This is a genomic window from Sphingomonas sp. LH128 (genome assembly GCF_000293195.2).
Classification (GTDB): domain Bacteria; phylum Pseudomonadota; class Alphaproteobacteria; order Sphingomonadales; family Sphingomonadaceae; genus Novosphingobium; species Novosphingobium resinovorum_A.
The window spans coordinates 1-17,841 of sequence record NZ_ALVC01000204.1 but is presented as its reverse complement, the minus strand read 5'-3'; the positions used below and the strand labels follow the sequence as shown (position 1 = coordinate 17,841).

At 62.5% G+C, this 17,841-nt stretch carries 17 protein-coding genes and 7 pseudogenes; 13 read left to right on the top strand and 11 right to left on the bottom strand.

The features are described 5' to 3' along the window. Both LH128_RS16745 and LH128_RS16740 read right to left on the bottom strand, forming a co-directional pair. Positions 1-1,073, bottom strand: a 1,073-nt coding sequence (locus tag LH128_RS16745; RefSeq protein ID WP_037519890.1) for an IS110 family transposase, incomplete at its 3' end; no start/stop codon positions are given. Positions 1,074-1,149: 76 nt separating this feature from the next. Then, positions 1,150-1,943, bottom strand: a pseudogene (locus LH128_RS16740) (Tn3 family transposase); the annotation flags it as partial. Positions 1,944-2,225: 282 nt separating this feature from the next. Here LH128_RS16740 and LH128_RS34170 point away from each other — a divergent pair. Together LH128_RS34170 and LH128_RS34165 are read left to right on the top strand one after the other, a co-directional pair. Next, a complete protein-coding gene (locus LH128_RS34170) occupies positions 2,226-2,798 on the top strand; it encodes a transposase (protein WP_327195199.1) in 573 nt (190 codons plus the stop codon). Next, positions 2,680-3,366 carry a transposase gene (locus tag LH128_RS34165; RefSeq protein WP_327195197.1) on the top strand — a complete coding sequence of 229 codons (687 nt, stop codon included), beginning with the start codon at positions 2,680-2,682 and terminating at the stop codon, positions 3,364-3,366. Before LH128_RS34170 ends, LH128_RS34165 begins: the two co-directional genes overlap by 119 nt. Here the strand turns inward: LH128_RS34165 and LH128_RS16730 are convergent. The 3 genes and pseudogenes from LH128_RS16730 to LH128_RS16725 form a co-directional block, all read right to left on the bottom strand. Continuing rightward, the gene (locus LH128_RS16730; protein ID WP_327195198.1) at positions 3,338-3,736 is read right to left on the bottom strand and encodes a Tn3 family transposase; all 399 of its coding nucleotides are present in this window, start codon (positions 3,734-3,736) and stop codon (positions 3,338-3,340) included. The genes LH128_RS34165 and LH128_RS16730 overlap by 29 nt on opposite strands. Positions 3,737-3,742: 6 nt before the next feature. Continuing rightward, positions 3,743-3,904 (bottom strand): annotated as a pseudogene (locus tag LH128_RS34620) (helix-turn-helix domain-containing protein); the annotation flags it as partial. 309 nt (positions 3,905-4,213) lie between these two features. Further along, positions 4,214-4,786 carry a MarR family winged helix-turn-helix transcriptional regulator gene (locus tag LH128_RS16725; RefSeq protein WP_327195196.1) on the bottom strand — a complete coding sequence of 191 codons (573 nt, stop codon included), beginning with the start codon at positions 4,784-4,786 and terminating at the stop codon, positions 4,214-4,216. 193 nt (positions 4,787-4,979) lie between these two features. On the opposite strand from LH128_RS16725, the gene LH128_RS16720 reads away from it, so the two are divergent. From LH128_RS16720 to LH128_RS16705, 4 genes are all read left to right on the top strand, one after another. Then, on the top strand, positions 4,980-6,125 hold the full coding sequence (locus LH128_RS16720) for an HlyD family secretion protein (protein ID WP_008830846.1): 1,146 nt from the start codon (positions 4,980-4,982) through the stop codon (positions 6,123-6,125). Next, complete coding sequence (locus LH128_RS16715) at positions 6,122-7,639, top strand: DHA2 family efflux MFS transporter permease subunit (RefSeq protein ID WP_008830845.1); 1,518 nt, start codon at positions 6,122-6,124, stop codon at positions 7,637-7,639. Before LH128_RS16720 ends, LH128_RS16715 begins: the two co-directional genes overlap by 4 nt. 4 nt (positions 7,640-7,643) lie before the next feature. After that, positions 7,644-9,092 (top strand): efflux transporter outer membrane subunit, encoded by a 1,449-nt coding sequence (locus LH128_RS16710; protein ID WP_037519883.1) that lies wholly within the window; start codon positions 7,644-7,646, stop codon positions 9,090-9,092. A gap of 214 nt (positions 9,093-9,306) precedes the next feature. Then, positions 9,307-9,873, top strand: coding sequence for a recombinase family protein (locus LH128_RS16705; protein ID WP_008830843.1), 567 nt, complete (start codon positions 9,307-9,309; stop codon positions 9,871-9,873). Here LH128_RS16705 and LH128_RS34615 read toward each other — a convergent pair. Together LH128_RS34615 and LH128_RS34610 are read right to left on the bottom strand one after the other, a co-directional pair. After that, positions 9,840-10,598 (bottom strand): transposase, encoded by a 759-nt coding sequence (locus tag LH128_RS34615; RefSeq protein ID WP_327195195.1) that lies wholly within the window; start codon positions 10,596-10,598, stop codon positions 9,840-9,842. The two genes, LH128_RS16705 and LH128_RS34615, sit on opposite strands and share 34 nt — an antisense overlap. Further along, positions 10,525-11,001 (bottom strand): transposase, encoded by a 477-nt coding sequence (locus LH128_RS34610; protein ID WP_008830841.1) that lies wholly within the window; start codon positions 10,999-11,001, stop codon positions 10,525-10,527. The genes LH128_RS34615 and LH128_RS34610 overlap by 74 nt, the downstream gene beginning before the upstream one ends. 47 nt (positions 11,002-11,048) lie before the next feature. On the opposite strand from LH128_RS34610, the gene LH128_RS34605 reads away from it, so the two are divergent. Both LH128_RS34605 and LH128_RS34600 read left to right on the top strand, forming a co-directional pair. Continuing rightward, the gene (locus tag LH128_RS34605) at positions 11,049-11,345 is read left to right on the top strand and encodes a hypothetical protein (RefSeq protein WP_172705095.1); all 297 of its coding nucleotides are present in this window, start codon (positions 11,049-11,051) and stop codon (positions 11,343-11,345) included. Between the two features lie 6 nt (positions 11,346-11,351). Next, positions 11,352-11,891: pseudogene (locus LH128_RS34600) on the top strand (IS21 family transposase); the annotation flags it as partial. 41 nt (positions 11,892-11,932) lie between these two features. Here the strand turns inward: LH128_RS34600 and LH128_RS16690 are convergent. After that, on the bottom strand, positions 11,933-13,132 hold the full coding sequence (locus LH128_RS16690; RefSeq protein WP_037519879.1) for an IS256 family transposase: 1,200 nt from the start codon (positions 13,130-13,132) through the stop codon (positions 11,933-11,935). After that, positions 13,098-14,126 (bottom strand): IS481 family transposase, encoded by a 1,029-nt coding sequence (locus tag LH128_RS16685; RefSeq protein WP_008830838.1) that lies wholly within the window; start codon positions 14,124-14,126, stop codon positions 13,098-13,100. Before LH128_RS16685 ends, LH128_RS16690 begins: the two co-directional genes overlap by 35 nt. A 430-nt stretch (positions 14,127-14,556) precedes the next feature. Between LH128_RS16685 and LH128_RS16680 the strand changes: the two are divergent. Beyond that, positions 14,557-14,895, top strand: a pseudogene (locus LH128_RS16680) (integrase core domain-containing protein); the annotation flags it as partial. Positions 14,896-14,926: 31 nt separating this feature from the next. Continuing rightward, positions 14,927-15,275: pseudogene (locus tag LH128_RS32275) on the top strand (ATP-binding protein); the annotation flags it as partial. An 84-nt stretch (positions 15,276-15,359) separates the two neighbouring features. On the opposite strand, the pseudogene istA reads toward LH128_RS32275, so the two are convergent. Next, a pseudogene (istA, locus tag LH128_RS34595) lies at positions 15,360-16,168 on the bottom strand (IS21 family transposase); the annotation flags it as partial. On the opposite strand from istA, the gene LH128_RS34155 reads away from it, so the two are divergent. Continuing rightward, entirely contained in the window at positions 16,050-16,346 is a 297-nt protein-coding gene (locus LH128_RS34155; protein ID WP_008830834.1) for a hypothetical protein, read from the top strand. The pseudogene istA and the gene LH128_RS34155 overlap by 119 nt on opposite strands. A gap of 9 nt (positions 16,347-16,355) precedes the next feature. On the opposite strand, the gene LH128_RS32265 is transcribed toward LH128_RS34155, so the two are convergent. Continuing rightward, positions 16,356-16,511, bottom strand: a complete 156-nt coding sequence (locus tag LH128_RS32265; protein ID WP_008830833.1) for an ATP-binding protein — start codon at positions 16,509-16,511, stop codon at positions 16,356-16,358. Between the two features lies 1 nt (position 16,512). On the opposite strand from LH128_RS32265, the pseudogene LH128_RS33520 reads away from it, so the two are divergent. Both LH128_RS33520 and LH128_RS16665 read left to right on the top strand, forming a co-directional pair. Then, a pseudogene (locus LH128_RS33520) lies at positions 16,513-16,614 on the top strand (transposase); the annotation flags it as partial. Between the two features lie 207 nt (positions 16,615-16,821). Continuing rightward, the gene (locus LH128_RS16665) at positions 16,822-17,445 is read left to right on the top strand and encodes a recombinase family protein (RefSeq protein WP_008830831.1); all 624 of its coding nucleotides are present in this window, start codon (positions 16,822-16,824) and stop codon (positions 17,443-17,445) included. Positions 17,446-17,841 lie beyond the last annotated feature (396 nt).

The window sequence follows — 17,841 nt, the reverse complement described above, 5'->3', positions numbered from 1 at the left end:
GCATAGCCGACCAGTTCACGCGCGATCGCAGTGGTCACCTTCGGCTGCGGTTTGCCGGTGGCTGCCAGGCGACGGTAGCGCTGACACAGGCGAACCTGTGCTTTCCATCCGATCGCCTGGATTTCGTCTGGTAAATCAGCAACGCGCTCACGATAACGGCGCTCCTCGCGGGCAGGAAGACGATACGACCATCCTGCTTCGACCAGCATGGTTCGGGCATGTCCATTACCCGCGCGGGTAATCCGGCCGCGCTTGGTACGAGCGCCGCTGGAATGCTCGGAGGGCACCAGGCCGACATAGGCCATCAACTGTTTTGGGTTGTCGAAGCGAGTGAGATCACCGACCTCGGCGACCAGCGTAGCGGCGACGATCAGCCTAATGCCGCGCAAGGCCTGGAGATTGTGGACCAGCGCTCCGAAATGCCAGGCTTGCATTGCTTCGCCCAGCGCGGCCTCGAGGCGACCGACCCGTGCCTGAGCCTCCAGCACCCGCTTTTGCATTTCCTCAAAGGCCAGCTGCTGGTGCGGGAAGTCGAAGCGCTGTTCCGATAACCACCGCCAGTACATCTTCGTCCAGGCCGTCTTGCCGCCAAAACGACGATCGTGGCGGAGCAGGAAACTTCGCACTGCCTGCCGCGCCTCGGTAGCATTTTCCTGAGCGCTTCGCCGGGCCCGGATCAGGTCGCGCACCGCCTCGTGGGCTTCGTCCGGCACCCAGATCGCGGTGAGCTCGCCGGCACGCAGCAGCCGCGCCAACGTCATCGCATCACGCCGGTCGGTTTTTACGTGATCCCCCGGCCGTCTCGGCATCATTGAGGGGGCGATAACGATACAAGCCTGTCCCAGTTTCGTCAGAAGCCGGTGCAAACCATAGCCGCAAGGGCCAGCCTCATAGCAGACGCTCAAAGTTACATCCGGCGCCGCCAGTCGCTTGACCAGCCTTCTGACTGCGTCGTCCTCATTGACGATTGTGCCTACAAAGCGCACCTCGCCTCCGCGTTCTCCATCAGCGACTGCGACCGCGATGGTTTCCTTGTGCACGTCCAAACCGACATATTTCACTGCCTGTGTCATGACTCGCCTCCGTTGCTCACCAATCCAACGTCAGCATCTCAGATTTGAGCCCTTGAGGCTCCGGCAGTCATTGGGTCTAAGCGTCGGCGTCCTTGGGCCAGAGGTATTCGCCGGTGAGGAGGATGTGCGCCCATCCCAGCGGTGAGACATGGGCGAGAAGATGGTCGGGCGTATCCAGCCCTTCGCGTCGTCTGGCTTCGACGGCATGGCCGAGGTGTTCCAGTAGACGATGATGGCGGTGAGCAGGTTGACGCCCGCGATCCGGTAGTGCTGGCCCTCGGTGGTGCGGTCGCGGATCTCGCCCTGGCGGCCGATGCGCAGGGCGTTCTTCAAGGCGTGGTGCGCCTCGCCCTTGTTGAGGCCGACCTGTGCGCGTCGCTGCATGCCGGTATCGAGGATCCATTCGATGATGAACAGCGTGCGCTCGATCCGGCCGACCTCGCGCAGGGCTGCGGCCAGGTCGTTCTGGCGCGGATAGGCGGCGAGCTTGCGCAGGATGCGGCTCGGCGCGACTTGGCCGGTGCTCATGGTGGCGGCGCAACGGAACAGGTCCGGCCAGTTCGATACGATCAGCGCCTCGCGCGCCTTGCCGCCCACCAGCGGGCGCAGTTCTGCCGGCGTGGCGGCGGGATCGAACACATACAGCCGTTTGGACGGCAGATCGCGGATGCGCAGCACGAGGCGATAGCCGAGCATGGCGCTGATCCCGAACAGATGGTCGGTGAACCCGCCGGTGTCGGCGTACTGCTCCTCGATCCGCCGCCCTGCCTCGTTCATCGTCAGTCCGTCGAGCAGATAGGGTGCCTCGCTGACCGTTGCGGGAATGGTGCGCGACGAGAACGGCGCGAAGCGGTCGTTGACGTGGGTATAGCAGCCCGTTGACGAAGTCGGGCTCGCCTGATTCAGTATGGGCGTGGATGATGATGCAGGTGTGCCGGTATGGCGATGAGACGCGAGGGTGAGAGTCAGCCGGACCTGATTGTATCGTGGGCCGATGTGCCGCGGTCTCCAGGCCACGCCTTTTACGACAGGCTCCAGAAGCTACTGGTCGAAGCCGGGTTCGACCGCTTTGTCGAGGACAGCTGCAAGGCTTACTACGCGCCGCGGATGGGGGCGCCATCGGTACCGCCAGGTCGCTATTTCCGGATGCTGTTGATCGGCTATTTCGAGGGCATCCACAGCGAGCGCGGCATCGTCTGGCGCTGTTCGGATTCGCTGTCGCTGCGGGAGTTTTTGCGGCTGACGAACCGGGAGAAGGTGCCGGATCACAGTTGGATGTCGAAGACGCGCAGCCGCCTGCCGCATGAGGTGCACGACAAGATCTTTGGCTGGGTGCTGGCGCTGGTCGCCGGACATGACCTGGTGAAGGCCGAACGGATCGGCGTGGACGGGTCGACCATGGAAGCCAATGCGGCGCTGCGCACGATCGTACGTCGCGATACTGGCGAGACATACCGCGAGATGCTCACGCGGATGGCCAAGGAAAGCGGCATCGACACCCCGACCGCCGATGACCTCGTGCGGCTTGATCGCAAGCGCAAGGGCAAGAAAGCTGTCGAACACCGATTGGGAGAGCGCGACCGATCCCGATGCCAAGGTCGCCCGGATGAAGAATGGATCAACCAGGCTTGGCTACAAGCCCGAGCATGCAGTCGATCTCGACACAGGTGTGATCGTCGCCGCGCCGATCCACCCGGCCGATCAGGGCGATACGAACACGCTTGATCCTACTTTGGAAGCAGCAGTGCAAAACCTCGCCAGCATCGGCTTGGCCCCGACATGCGAACAGCCCTGCGATCTTGTGGCGGACAAAGGGTACCACTCACGTGGCGTCCTCAAGACCCTTGACCAAGACATATGGAAAAGCCGTATCTCCGAACCCAAACCGGCCAACGGCATTTTGCGCTGGCACGGTGACGAGGCCGCGCAAAAGGCAGTCTACGCCAACCGCTCCCGCCTGAAGTCCGCCGTCGGCCGCAGGGCGATGCGCAAGCGCGGCGAGATGGTCGAGCGCAGCTTCGCCCATGTCCTCGATCGCGGCGGTATGCGCCGCGCATGGCTGCGTGGGCGCGAGAACCTTCACAAACGCTACCTGATCCACGTCGCAGGCTTCAATCTCGGCATTCTCATGCGGGCTCTGTTCGGATGTGGCACCCCGAGGGAGGCTGCAAATGTCGCTCCGGTAGCTTTGTTCGTCTTTCAGACCGAGACCACGCTGCTTTTCGCGTTTGTCACCCGTGCCGGCAACGAGAACGCTGCATTGCTCATCGCCATTTCAACCGACATCGGCTGACGCTCGCGCCGCCAAAAGCGACTTCGTCATCGGGCTGATAGGCCTTGATGCCGGGATCATTGCCGTAGCGGGCATTGACCGTGTTCATCGCCTCGCCCTGCCGCGCGGCAGGATAGAACTGACCATCGGCGGACGCCGTGGTTCCCATGCCCCAGACCCGCGCCATCGGCAGGTTGCCCTGCGCCGCGACCACGGCGGCCAGCGCCTGGTCGATCGCCTCGCTCTCAACGTGCCAGCGCGAGGCGGGAGAGCTGCCAGTAATCATGCGTGTTGCACGCTCGGCCATCTTGCGCAGGCCGAGGTTCAGCCCTTCGGCGAGCAGGACATTGAGCAGGCCGATCCGGTCCCCGCACGGCACGCCGGTGCGCAGATGGGTATCTACCGGCTTCGTCCGCGTGTATCCCGGCGGAAGGGAAAACCGGCACATCTTCGACACCGTCTCGCGGCTCAGCCCGAACTCACGGGCCGCCTCTCGACGACTATGGCCCTCAACGAACACGTAGCGCCTCACGGCTGCGTAGCTCTCCACGACGAACATCCCGGCCGCCTCAAAAGGGCAGCTCTACCACTGGCAGAATTTTACTCCGCCGCGCTCAGCAGTTTGCCGGCGCTCCTGTGGCCTGGTTTGTCACCGCCCTACACAGAAGAAGAAATCAGCGCCAAAGCGGGCCAGATGGACGGCGGGATCTGTGCAGAGCTGGATCTGGAACGCGCATCGCAGTTTCTGCTTGTCGCCGTAGCAAGATCGAACGGCGGTGCCCTTGACGGGAGGGCCGGGTCCGATCCGAGATCCGCGGCCATTCAAGCGTGAAGCTAGGCAAAACCCGCCGACACAATCGGATCGAGGTCACCTCTCAGGCACCCTTAGATTCGCAATGACATCGTCGAGCAACGTAGTCAGCCGTCGCATGTCTTCGGAAGGTATTCCGACGATAGCACGCTGATCCTCGCTATTTCCAAGCAGTCCCAGCTGCGCCAAGACCGGTAACGCGGCGTCGGTCACGTACAAGCGCTTGACCCGTCGGTCCGCCGGATCAGCGCGTCGCTCGACCCATTTCGATTGCTCAAGGCGATCAATGGACTGGCCGGCGGCTACTGGCCCGATCTCCAGACGCTCGGCGACTTCCCGTTGGGTGGACCCCTCGTTGAGGTGAATGGCACCGAGCATGCGCCACTGAGCACGTGTGAGCGTCTCGCCATTCGGGAGGGCCATGGCCCGCGCCCGCTCGTCGAAGCGCTTGCGCAGCAATCGGGTAATCAGCGACACCTGCGAAGCGAAACTTCTCCTCTCGAACGTCGGCGCAGGTGTTGCCGGGGCGTACTGCTCCGCGCCCGCCATTTTGGCGTTCGGTCCTCCTTTGGGTCGTCCTGTTATCGGCAGGGAAATGCGCGATCCCGTCTGAGAAACACCGTCGGCCATCTCGCTGAAACCTTTGCACCACGTTCACCGCCTTCTGCCTTACCGCTCGTCAGTAACTACACAAGCATTATTATACGGTACCGCATTATTCGTTTGCTTTCTATATTTCGAGGGCGCAATGGCGTGCGGACCAGCTTTGGCGATTTCCTCAGCATGCAAGCCGGTCGATGCATTGTGAAGCCGTAGAGGTTATATGAGCTTGGAAGATAGGACGGAACGCGCTGCCGATTATCAACATCTGGAAGACTCAGTGCCAGTCGTTGATCCTGCGCCGGTGGTGGGCTCCGTCGATGATCAGCCGAAGAGCCGGGCTCGGTTACGCAAGCCACTTCTGCTAGCTGCGCCGCTGATCGCCATAGCGCTTGGTCTGTTCTTTTACCTGAGCGGGGGGCGCTATCAGGAGACCGACAACGGTTATTTGCAGTCAGGGCTCGCCGCGGTCAGCGCCAACGTCAGCGGGTCAGTCATTTCGATTACTGTAGGCAACAACCAACATGTCAAAGCCGGTGACGTCCTTTTTAGGATCGATCCGGCGCCGTTCCAAGCTGCCGTCGATGAAGCGGAGGCAGAGCTTGCCAATGCACGCACCCAAGTCGCGTCGCTTCGCGCCAACTATCGTGAAGGTGAAGCTGGGCTGCAAGCGGCCAGGGACAAGCTCGCTTATGCCGTGCGCGAAGCGGCGCGGCAGAAAGCTCTGCTTGCCGAAGGCATTTCGTCGCAAAACCAGTACGATCAGGCGGTACTTGCAGCGCAAACCGCTCGTCAGCAGATCCAGACCTCAGTCCAGCAGAACGCCGGGGTTGCCGCGACCCTGACCGGTAGCGTCAACGCGCCGACCGATCGTCAGCCGGCCGTGCAGCGCGCGCAGGCGGCACTCGAGCGCGCACGATTAAACCTCGGTTACACGGTGGTACGTGCCAAGCAGGACGGCATCGTCACCAAGGTGAACCAGCTTCAGGTCGGCAGCTACGTCTCGGCAGCCAAGCCCGTGTTCACGCTCGCCAGCACCCGGCTCTGGGTCGAGGGCAATTTCAAGGAAGACCAGCTCAATCATATGCGGATCGGCCAGCGTGCGACGTTCAAGGTCGATGCCTTTCCTGACCTGAAGCTCACCGGCCGCGTCGCCAGCTTCAGTCCGGGAACGGGTAACAGCTTCTCGCTGCTGCCGGCGGAGAACGCGACCGGCAATTGGGTCAAGGTCGTTCAGCGTTTGCCGATCGAGTTCAGCATCGACGCCCTACCAAAGGATGTGCCGCTCCACGCCGGGCTCAGCGTCGAGGTGAGCGTCGATACCGGCTATGAGCGTCATCTGTTCGGCGGTGCGACCCAGGCAAAATGACCGACGGTTATCCCGAACCGACCGCGCGGCAGTTCATCACCGCGTCGGTGATGGCGGCAACTGTGATGAACTCGCTCGACAGCACCATTGCCAATGTCGCCTTGCCCCATATTCAGGGCAGCGTGTCGGCGTCGGGCGAGGAGATCACCTGGGTTCTCACTTCTTATATCGTTGCCGCGGCTATTATGACGCCGCTGACCGGCTGGTTGGCCGGGCGGTTCGGGCGCAAGCGGCTGATGCTGTGGTCGATCGTCGGCTTCACGGTCGTCTCGGGGCTGTGCGGCCTGGCTAACAGCCTTGGCGAACTGGTCGGGTTCCGGCTGCTTCAGGGCATCTTCGGCGCGGCGCTGGTACCGATGAGTCAAGCTATCCTGCTCGACATCAACCCGCCCGAACGCCACGGCCCGGCCATGGCGGTGTGGGGCATGGGCGCCATCCTCGGCCCGATCATCGGCCCGGCGCTGGGAGGCTGGCTGACCGACAATCTGTCGTGGCGCTGGGTGTTCTACATCAACTTGCCTATCGGCGCGCTTGCCTTCGCTGGCCTGTCGGGTTTCTTAACCGAAACCAAGGACGCGGCGAAGCCGAGGCTGGATTTGTTCGGTTTCATGATGCTTGCGCTTGCCATCGGCTCAATCCAGCTGATGCTCGACCGCGGGCAGACCAAAGACTGGTTCAGCTCGCTGGAAATCTGCGTTGAAGGCGCACTTGGCCTCTTCTTCGGCTACATCTTCGTCGTTCATACCTTGACCGCGCGCAAGCCGTTCATTGATATCGGCATGTTCAAGGATCGAAACTTTCTGGTGGGATCGATCTTCGGCTTCTTTCTCGGCACCGTGCTGTTCGGTGTGCTCGCCTTGCTGCCGACGATGCTTGAGACGCTGATGGGCTATCCGGTGGTGTTGACCGGCCTCGTCACTGCGCCGCGCGGCGTCGGCACGCTGGTGTCGATGATCGTAGTCGGGCGCATCATCAAGCGTGTCGATGCGCGCCTGCTGATCTTCCTCGGCTTCGGCATCGCGGCCTGGTCGCTGCACATCATGTCCGGTTTCTCGCTGGAGATGGGCCAAGGGCCGGTGATCCTCTCAGGGTTCATCCAGGGGATCGGCACCGGTCTTGTGTTCGTGCCGCTGACCACGCTCGCGTTCGCGACGCTTGACGCCAAATATCGCAATGAGGGCGCCGCGATGTTCACACTCACCCGCAACATCGGCTCGGCGGTGGGCATTTCAGTGCTCCAGGCGATGACTATTCGCAACGCTGCCACGGTTCACTCACGGTTGGTGGAAGGCATAAGGCCTGACAACCCCGCTCTCGACGGCAGCTTCGATTTCGATTTGCCGAGCGCCGTCGCCGCGATGAACGCACAAATCAGTCGGCAGGCATCGATGGTCTCGTATGTCGATGCCTTCTGGCTGCTGTTCGTCCTCACCCTCGTCATCATCCCTCTCCTGCTCCTGATGCGCGGACCCCGCGTCGGGGTCCGCGAGGGCCCGACCATTCACATGGACTGATCCGATGCGCTTACTTCCTGTCCTTGTGGCTACGACAGCGCTGGCCGGCTGTACCGTTGGCCCCAACTTCACCCGTCCGGCTGCCCCGAGTACGTCTGCCTATCTTCCACCAGCCGAACAACACCCGGCCTATACCGGCGGGCCCTCGGTCGTTCTCGGCAGCGGCCCAGCCTCACGCTGGTGGACCGCGTTCGGCTCGCCCGAACTCGACGCTCTGGTCGAGCGCGCGATGGCGAACAACAACAGCTTGGCCGCAAGCAACGCGACGCTGTCGGCAGCTCGCGAGGAGGTGCGCGCGGTCACGGGCAGGCGCCAGGTCCAGGTCGATGTCAACGCGCGCGCCGATCAGCAGCAGGTTAATCTCGCGGGCTTCGGCTTTGCCAGCAACAACCCACTCACCCCAGGCGGCAATCCGGAATTCCACCTCTACACCGTCGGGGGCGGGATCAGCTACGACTTGGACCTGTTCGGCGGCCTGCGGCGCCAGGCTGAGCAAAGCACCGCACAGGCCGAAGCGCAGCAGCGTCAGACGGAGGCCGCGCACCTGTCGGTCGCGGGGCAGGTGGTCAATCAGGTGCTCACAGTCGCCGCGCTCCGTGCGCAGATCGCGACGGCGAACGCGCTGCTCAGCGATGATCTGCGCAACGTCGACCTGACGCAGAAGCGTCGCCAGGGTGGCGAAGGCACGCTGGTTGAGGTCTTGAACGCGCAGAGCCAATATGCCGCCGATCGCGGTGACTTGCCGCAACTTGAGCAGCAGCTGGCGGAGGCGCGGCACCTTCTTGCGACGCTGGTCGGCGTCGCGCCGTCCGGCTTGGGCCCGAGTGACTTCGATCTCGCCAAGCTGACACTTCCCGCGTCGATCCCGGTCGCGTTACCCTCGGAACTCGTCCACCGCCGGCCCGACATTTTGCAGGCCGAGGCTGACCTTCATGCAGCAGCAGCGGGCGTCGGCGTCGCGACCGCGAGACTCTATCCTGACATCACGCTCGGCGCGACGGTGACCCAAGGCGCACCGGGTATCGGCGACCTCGTCAAGAACGCCTTTCGCGGCTACGACATCTTTGCCGGGCTGACCGCGCCGATTTTTCACGGAGGCACGCTGAAGGCCGAACGCGCTGCGGCGATCAACCGCGCGCGGGCGAGCGAGGCCACTTACCAGCAAACCGTGCTTAATGCGTTCGGCCAAGTGGCCGACCTCTTGTCCGCGATCGAGAACGACACGCGTTCCGTCACCGTGCAGACCGAGGCTGTGGCAGTCGCAAACCGCTCGCGGCAGCTTTCCCGCCGCAGCTTCCAAGTCGGCAACTCCGGGATAATTCAGGTGCTCGAGGCCGAACGACTGTATCAACGCTCCAGCAACGGGCTTGTCGTTGCCCGCACCCGCCAATTTCTGAACGTGGCGCGCCTGTATGTCGCGACGGCGGGGGGCTGGGTGGGCTCTGCTCCATAACGGAAACAAGGGACCGGCTACAGGATGCTCGGTATCGTACGTTATCCGATTGCGAGCTCACCCCGCCGATCGCGATTGTCCCGGAAAGGAACCTCCAACGGGACGACCCAGACCGAACCGCTGTGTCATCCAAATAGCAGGTTTCGCTTTCCCAAAACATGTTCCCGAAATATACGTCCCGGAATTGGCTGATTGAGATGGAGTTTCGGGACAAATGCTGATCGGCTACGCGCGCGTCTCGACCGCCGATCAGGATTTGGCGTTGCAAACCGACGCACTGAGCAAAGCCGGATGTGAGAAGCTGTTCACCGACAAGGCAAGCGGTGCGAAGGTCAACCGGCCTGGGCTGGCGGAAGCTCTCGACTTCGTACGTGCCGGCGACACTTTGGTGATTTGGAAGCTCGATCGGCTTGGCCGCTCGATCCAAGGTTTGATCGAGTTGGCGGCCGACCTGTCCGCCCGCAAGGTCGATTTTCGGTCGCTGACAGATGGGTTTGACACGGCCACCCCTTCAGGCCGGCTACTGTTTCATATTCTGGCCTCGGTTGCCGAAATGGAACGCGAACTCATCAAAGAACGGACGGTTGCCGGCTTGGCAGCGGCTCGCGCGAGGGGCGGCACCGGCGGGGGTCGTAAATCGGTTATGACCCCCGATATGCTTGATACCGCGCGCAAGCTGCTGGCGGCGGGGGATGCCCCTGCCAAAGTTGCGAGACTGCTGAAAGTCGGCCGCTCAACGTTCTATCGTCATTTCCCGGCGAGCGATCGGGAACCGGCATGATCCGGCCGCGCCAACAGCAGGAGGTTCAGCACGGCCGCCTCGACAAGGAACTCCTCCTCTGCCCCTCGGAGGCCACGAAGATGGAGCCGGGTCATCCCATGCTTCACCTTGGCATCAGCGAACAGCCTTTCAACGCCGCGCCGCAGCCGCATCGACCGCTTGAAAAGGCCGGTTCGCATCTCGTCCCGCGCGAGATCGCGCGCGTCTTCGTCCTCCATGCGGCACAGCCCGCGGTGACGTCCGCCCGTGCATTGCTTGCGCAAGGAACACGCCAGCCAATCATTCGGTCGGGCAGTGTATCGATGCACCCCGGTCGGCCGGTGAAAACCGCGGTGCGCGAGCATGTTTCCGGCCGGACAGATGCAGCAGTCACGGTCGCGATGGTAGGTGAACGCTTCGCGCGCGAACTTGCCCTTGGTCTGCTCGGAGCGCTCGATCACAGGAATGTGGGGCAGCGCCCCTTGATCGCGCACGAAGGCGAGGAACGCAGCGCTGCCATAAGCCTTGTCAGCGGCGATCCGCCTAGGCCGGTAATTGAACCGATCAGCGGCCCGCGCCAGCATATCACGTCCCGCGTCCACCTCGTCCGCGAAGCGGGCCGGAGTCGCTTCGACATCGAGCGCGGCTCCACTCGGAGTGTCGATCAGGACATTAAGGGCATAGCCGAACCGCCCTCGTACGGTGCGAGCCGACCAAGCCGCGGGCAGGATCTGTGCGCGGGACACCCGGGAAACCCTTGGTCGTGCCGGTGAGCGGCGCCAGAGCCCTCGCCTGATCGGCCAGCCATTCGCGCACCGGGCGGGCTGCACAACTGGCGTCAGGCAGGTTGACCGGAGGCACCTTGCGTTGCCAACTCGCATCCGCGGCGATGAACGAGGCGTCGATCGCGGCGTCTTTGCCGGCGACCAATCCCTTCGTAATGCAGCGCCGGACCGTGTTCTCGAACAGCAAACGGAACACTCCGGCATCGCGAAAGCGGCCATGCCGGTTCTTGCTGAAGGTAGAATGATGCGGAACGTATGCACCTGCCGAAAGGCGACAGAACCAGCGGTAAGCGAGATTGTAGCGCAGCTCCTCGCACAGTCGACGCTCCGACCTGATCGCGTAGATGCGACCGATCAGCGCCATCCGGATCAGCAGCTCGGGATCAACCGAGGTCGACCGCGCGGACTATAATGCTGCGCCAACGCGGCCTTCAGCTCGCCCATGTCGAGCAGCCGGTCGACACGGCGAAGAAGGTGGTCGCGCGGCAACATGCCATCTATGGTTCGGGAGCCCGGCCCGGACCTTCCATTCTCGCAAGCCGTGCCCATCATGGCGCCGCTCCTTCATTCTCGGACGCGAAACATAGGGAAGAGATCAACGTGTCCGGTGTTTTGCAACAGCCCCGGACAGTTTTGACACCAATTTCCCATCCTAGCTTTTCCAAGGGTTTGCAGGTGTCACAAACCCGTGCCAGAATGAAACCATGAAATCGGCTAACGGTGCTGGCAGAGTTGGATCGGAGGCATCCAGACAGGATCACTCCGGCAATCCGGCGGACGCTGGAGCGGCGCATACGGGCATGGAAGGCGCTGCATGGCCCGGACCGGGAGGTCATGTTTCCCCAGACACACAGCCCAGGTCGGATGGGACTGTCTGACTTCACCGACATGGGCAAGCTGGGCGTACACGTCGCTGGCGTCCCGCTCGCCCACCGGCTCTATCATTTTGCGCTGGTGTATTCGGGCTTCGAGCATGGCGAGATCGTGCTGGGAGGCGAAAGCTACACCGCGTTGGCAACGGGCCTGTCGCGGGCGCTGACCATCCTGGGAGGCGCGCCGCACGAGCATCGCTCAGACAGCCTGTCCGCCGCGTTCCGTAACTTGTGCGCTGACGATGCGGAAGATCTCACCCGCCGGTTTGCCGCGCTGGCGGGTAGTGCCCCGCGGGGTGGTGTAGGAAGCGGCTCCATTGAAAGCCGGCACGGGCATGTGAAAGACCGTATCGAGCAGGCACTTCTGCTGCGCGGCTCATCGGGGACTGTCAGGAATTCCGTGTGTGGGTGGGCGGTTAAACATTACGCCGCCATGGCCTTGATGAAGCGCTCACCGAACAGGACGGCGAACTGGGCCTTGGCCATGGACCACTCACGAGGCGGCATTTTCCACTCCTTCTCAGATCTGTTCAAGATCAGATAGAGCAGCTTGGTTGCGGCATCGTCGCTGGGGAAGTGCCCCCTTGCCCTGACTGCCCGCCTGAGCTGCGCATTCAACGCCTCGATGGCGTTCGTGGTGTAGACGATCCTGCGGACCTCGTCGGGGAAAGCGAAGAAGGGGACAACCTCGGCCCATGCCCGGCGCCAGCTCTGGCCGATCGCGGGATAACGCAAGCCCCATTCGCTGGCCTCGAAGGCCGTCAGCGCCTCCTCAGCGGCCTTGGCGTCGATGGCACGGTAAATGCCCTTCAATGCTCCTGCCAGGGCCTTTCGGTCCTTCCACGACACGAAGTCCATCGAATTGCGGAGCAGATGGACGATGCATGTCTGGACCACCGCTTCGGGGAAGCCTTTGAGGCCGTCGACGACGGCGAGCATAATATCGTCCACGCCGCGATTCTTCAGCTCATTCATGACCCGCAGCCAGAATTTGGCGCCTTCGTTCTGCTTGATCCACAGTCCCAGGACGACCTTGGTGCCATCCGCGAGTACGCCCAAAGCGATATGGATCGCCTTGTTACGCACCATGCCTTCGTCGCGGATCTTGACCCGGATCGCGTCGAAGAAGACCAGCGGATAAGCTGGATCGAGCGGCCGGGCCTGCCAGGCGGCGACCTCCTCCAGCACCGCGTCGGTGACCGTCGAAATCAGGTCTGGCGAGACGTCGATCCCGTAAAGCTCGCGTAGATGCCCGGTGATCTCCCGCGTGCTCATGCCGCGCGCGTACATCGACACGATCTTGTCGTCGAAGCCAGGGAAGCGGCGCTGGTACTTGGCGATCAGTTGAGGATCGAAGCTGCCCTGCCGGTCGCGCGGCACCTCAATCTCGATCTTGCCGGTGTCCGTCACCACGGTCTTGCGGCCATAGCCGTTGCGGTTGTTGCCGGCCTGATCATCCTGCTCAAGATGATGATCCATCTCTGCATTAAGCGCCCGTTCGGCCAGAGCCTTCTTAAGCGAGTCCAGCAAGCCGCCCTGCTGGAGGGCTGCAGCCGCATCGCCGCCAGCCAAAAGCTGATCCAGTAAATCAGCAGGTATCACCGGCTCCTTGCGTCGGGACATAGGTGTCTGGTTGTGAGACCTCATTGGCACAGTGCACTACGTCGTCGACTTTGGCCATGATGTCACCTGTGTCGGCGGGCGTGTAGAGACGATTAGCGAGGCTTGGCTCCAGATCGAGACGCTGTTTCGCTTTGTCGATGGGCGACAAGCCTGCGAGGACGCGTTGTCGTCTTCGATTGTAGGCATGGTTGAAGCCGAGGAGAAGCGTTTCCAGATCGGCGTGGCCGGCGACATTGATGCCAAGAACTTCGCTGGCGACACGCCCATTGAAGCGCTCAACCATTCCATTGGTTTGTGGGGTATAAGGCTTAGTAGTGCGGCGCGAGACTTCGAGGTTAGTGCAGGCCTGTTCGAAGGCGTCGGCGGTGAAGCAGGATCCGCGGTCGGTCAACACATGGGTGATCTTGAAGGGAAAGGCTTTTTTGGCTGCCGCGAGGAAGGCGACGGCATTGGCCGCGTTCTCAGCGTCATACACCGCGAGATGCACGAAGCGCGAGCAGCGGTCGATGGCAACGTAGAGATATCGCTTGCGCAGCTCGCCGTCGGCAGTGCGCAGCTTGGGCAGGTGTTTGACATCGATATGGACGAAGCCGAGATCATAGTCCCTGAAGTGCCCCTGGCCTTTCGCAGGCAGCAGCTTTGGCTTTGCCGGTCGGCGGTTGAGGCCTTCGGCCTTGAGGACACGGTAGATGTTGTCGCGATTGAGATGCGCCAGGAAGTGCCGCAGCACGAAGGTTAGGTCGTCGAGCGCAAAGCCTGTTGAGCGACGAACCGCGCAGATGATTGCACGCTCCTCCTCGGTTACCCGCCAGGCCAGGCGCTTGGGACGACTGGATCGGTCCTGACACGCATGCTCGCCTCGCTTGCGCCATTTGCGCACCGTCTCGTCGCTGATGCCGTAACGCTTGGCGACGATGCTGGCGGACTCAACGGAGCGTGCAATCTCTGCCCGCACCGCCGGCGTCGTTCGGGCTTGGGGATGAATCTGCGGCATTACAGGACCTCACCGATCAAAGGTTCAAAGCGCCACGCGTACTCCGCGATCGCCCATCTTACCTGATCCCAATGACGTTTCGCAACCAGACACATAGTGGGTCTCCTTCTTGCCCATTATGCCCACCCACACACGGAATTCCTGACAGTCCCGCGCCTGCGTCGTCCTCCTTCAGGACGCTCGATGAGCACCTCCTGGCGGTTCTTGGCCATATCGATCGCTACCAGCACGGCGCCTGCGGGTGTAGACCTGCGGGTATAGAAGAGAGCTTGGTCATGGTCGGTCAGCCTCCAAAGTGTCGTCTCAACAACCTCACTTTAGAGACCTGCTGGGCGATCATGACCGCCTTGATGAAGCCGGCGGGCGCTACGCGCCCTTGTCTCCATCAAGGCAATACGACCATTCCAGAACCTGCTTTCCAATGTGCTACGGCAGCGAGTTCATCGCCACCGCAGTCCAGAACTGGCTCAGGCAGGTCGGCGTGAAGACGCTCTACATCACGCCAGGCTCACCGTGGGAGAACGGCTACAACGAGAGCTTCAATGGCTCACTGCGCGACGAGCTGCTCAACGGCGAGATCTTCTACAGCCTCGCCGAAGCCAGGGTGCTGATCGAGGCCTGGCGGCGACACTACAACACCGTCCGGCCGCACAGCAGTCTGGGCTACCGCCCACCGGCACCGGAAGCGGCGACACCACCATTGCCGGCCTCCGGTTCCGCTTCGCTCCACCTGCGACCGGCAATGGCGGCGGAGACGACGATGCACTAACTAACAGCCCGGACCACCCGGTGGGGGCTGCTCACTCGAGCAAGAAAAGGCCATGAACAAAGGCCGGCCAGCTTGCCGAGCGCCTGCTTCGCCTCGACCTCATCATCCTCGACGAACTGGGGTATCTGCCGTTCAGCTCCTCGGGCGGAGCGCTGCTGTTCCACCTGCTCAGCAAGCTCTACGAGCGCACCAGCGTCGTCATCACCACCAACCTCAGCTTCAGCGAATGGGCAGAGGTGTTCGGCGATGCCAAGATGACCACCGCGCTGCTCGACCGGCTCACCCATCACTGCCACATCCTCGAGACCGGCAACGACAGCTACCGGTTCAGAGCCAGCGCTGCGGCACCCAAATCCAGAAAGGAAAAATCACCGGCTTGACCTACGCCCCGCACAGCGGGACATTACCTCTGCCTGGGTCACTTCTCGATGAAAATCCCGGGTCACCTCTCAGCGCAAATCTACAATCCTGTTGCGTAACTTGCCCAGCAGCCAGCGCTCGACAATCCCGACGCAGGCTTCGACCTTGGCCTTGTCGCGTGGCTTGCGCTGCCGCGCCGGCAGCACAGCCGTGCCGTGCGCCATGTCGGTGTAGCTGCGGTTGATCTGAGGATCGAAGTGGCAGGCCTTGATCACCGCCACTTTCGCGTTGTCGGGAACGAGCAGCTGCGGCACGCCGCCGAAAAAGGCGAGAGCGGCATTGTTGCCCTCGATCCAGTCGGAAAACTGCTCGGTCCATGTCGCCAGCGCAAACGACAAACTGGAGCCGCCCATAACGGCGACGAAGAGGTGCGCACCGCGGACCTCGCCAGTCCGCCGGTCGATGACGACGGGCACAGTGTCACCTGCATAGTCGAGAAACAGCCTCTCGCCGCCGGCATGGCTCTGGCGCATGACCAAAGGCAAGCGTCCTTCCCAGCGGCGAAACAGATCGCAGAACCGGCTGTAGCGATACCGTCCGGATGCTCGGCGTGATACTCTTCCCAGAGCACCTGCAGGGTGACGTGCTTGCGCCTCAGCTCGCGTGCAACCACCGACCAGTCCGGCTCTGCCAGCCTACGCCGCCCTGGCTTTACGCCAGACGCGCCATAGAGGCGCTCCTCCAGATCCACGTCACTCATCTCGGGCGGCACCGGCCAGCAAAGCTCCGACTGCTTGAACCGCTTCAGCGTATCACGCACGGTCGTCGGGCTCGCGCCGACGAGCTTGGCTACCGATCGCGTCGAGAGCCTCGCATCCAGGCTCAGTCTCAGAATCTCGCGCACGTGGCGCATCACAACCCTCCTCGTCGGCATCCAATCCTCCTGGCTGCTCAGCCAGAGAACTGGTCCCAACGATCAGGCCTCACGTCATCACAAACTGCGCGCCATCAAATCGGAACGCTGCGCGGGTAATGCTCGGAACGCTGCGCGCGATCATCTCGGAATGCTGCGCGCCATCAAATCGGAATAGTGCGCGCGATCACCCCGGAATCCGCAGCTTGGGCCGGGCAAGCAGCGTCAGCTGCTTGTCGAGCGTACCATCGTCGTGGGCCTTGGCGAGCATCGCCACCAGCGTCGCCGCAGTAACGAACTGGACTGAGTAGTTCTGGCGGATCGCTTCGCGACCCAGAGCCACGGCTATGGGCGGCACTGGCGTCTCGAAGAGTCAGGTGAGCCGACTGATCACGGAGATCGACGAGCGGGTGAACGCCTTCCTCAACCGCCCGATCGAAGGCGAGTGAGGCAACTGCTTATGTCGAGGAGAACGGCGCCGCCTGGCGCGCTGTCCCGGATGCCGTCGAATGGCTGGTGGAACGCACGGCCGCGTTGAAGCCACGCCATCGCGGACGCAAATCATGATGAGAGAGCCCTGTGCGCAAACGGTCGTTTGCGCAGCGCCCAAGCCGGCTCAGCAAAAACAACGCGCTACTCGTCGCACAAAGCTGTTGCCAAACGATGCGCAAAAGCAACAGAAAAGTGCAGCATCAACCAAGCTGCTCGGCTACGCGCGCGTGTCCAGGGCCGAAGACCAGGATACCGCCCCCCAGATCGACGCACTCGAAGCCGCAGGCTGCACCCGCGTCTACGAGGAACATGCCTCCGGCGGACGCTGGGATCGTCCAGAACTTCATCGCCTGCTCGACCGTCTCGCGCCCGGCGATGTCCTCACCGTCTGGAAGCTCGACAGGTTGTCGCGCTCGCTGAAAGATCTGCTGCTCATCCTCGATCGCGTCGAAAAAGCCGGCGCCGGGTTCCGCTCGCTGACCGAAAACATTGACAGCACAACAGCATCCGGTCGCATGATGATGCAGATGCTGGGGTCGTTCGCCGAGTTCGAGCGCGCCATGGTCCGCGAACGGACGCAGGCCGGCCTGCGCTCGGCGCGCGCCCAGGGGCGTAGTGGCGGCCGCCAACCCAAGCTTTCGCCTCACCAGCAGGCCGAGGTCATCACCATGCTCACCGCCGGCAGATCGACAGCCGATATCGCCCGCCTCTTCCGCGTCCATCGCGCCACCATCAGTCGCATCGTCAGCAACCTCGCCGTCAAAGACGCCGTACCAGCTCCATAGTGTTCCGACTTCGTTCTTCGAGTTGGCCGTTTTTCAACCTATGAGGTCACTGGGCCGATCAGGCGTACGCTGCGGTGGCTCCTCCCGGCTTAACATGGAGAGGCCGCAGGAACAGTGAGAGGCCAATGCCGGACGTCTCGCCGGCCTTTCCCAGAACACCATCCTTTTTTGGATGGGCGATAAATTCTGGACCGTAGCACATTGGGAAGCAGGTTCTGGAATGGTCCGGTTGCCTTGATGGAGACAAGGGCGCGTAGCGCCCGCCGGCTTCATCAAGGGTCATGACGGTAGTGCCCCGCGGGGGGGTGTAGGAACCGTCGATCTACGGCAGGATCAGGTTCAGGTCAGGCGGCCAGTGCTGGCAAGCTGACAATAGGGTTATGGCTCACCGAGCCG

Bases quoted from the DNA above. Each gene is read 5' to 3' on its own strand.
- LH128_RS34165 (WP_327195197.1), top strand. From the start codon at position 2,680: ATGAAGAATGGATCAACCAGGCTTGGCTACAAGCCCGAGCATGCAGTC.
- LH128_RS16725 (WP_327195196.1), bottom strand. From the start codon at position 4,786: ATGGCCGACGGTGTTTCTCAGACGGGATCGCGCATTTCCCTGCCGATA.
- LH128_RS16720 (WP_008830846.1), top strand. From the start codon at position 4,980: ATGAGCTTGGAAGATAGGACGGAACGCGCTGCCGATTATCAACATCTG.
- LH128_RS16715 (WP_008830845.1), top strand. From the start codon at position 6,122: ATGACCGACGGTTATCCCGAACCGACCGCGCGGCAGTTCATCACCGCG.
- LH128_RS16710 (WP_037519883.1), top strand. From the start codon at position 7,644: ATGCGCTTACTTCCTGTCCTTGTGGCTACGACAGCGCTGGCCGGCTGT.
- LH128_RS16705 (WP_008830843.1), top strand. From the start codon at position 9,307: ATGCTGATCGGCTACGCGCGCGTCTCGACCGCCGATCAGGATTTGGCG.
- LH128_RS34610 (WP_008830841.1), bottom strand. From the start codon at position 11,001: ATGGCGCTGATCGGTCGCATCTACGCGATCAGGTCGGAGCGTCGACTG.
- LH128_RS34605 (WP_172705095.1), top strand. From the start codon at position 11,049: ATGCTGCGCCAACGCGGCCTTCAGCTCGCCCATGTCGAGCAGCCGGTC.
- LH128_RS16690 (WP_037519879.1), bottom strand. From the start codon at position 13,132: ATGTCCCGACGCAAGGAGCCGGTGATACCTGCTGATTTACTGGATCAG.
- LH128_RS16685 (WP_008830838.1), bottom strand. From the start codon at position 14,126: ATGCCGCAGATTCATCCCCAAGCCCGAACGACGCCGGCGGTGCGGGCA.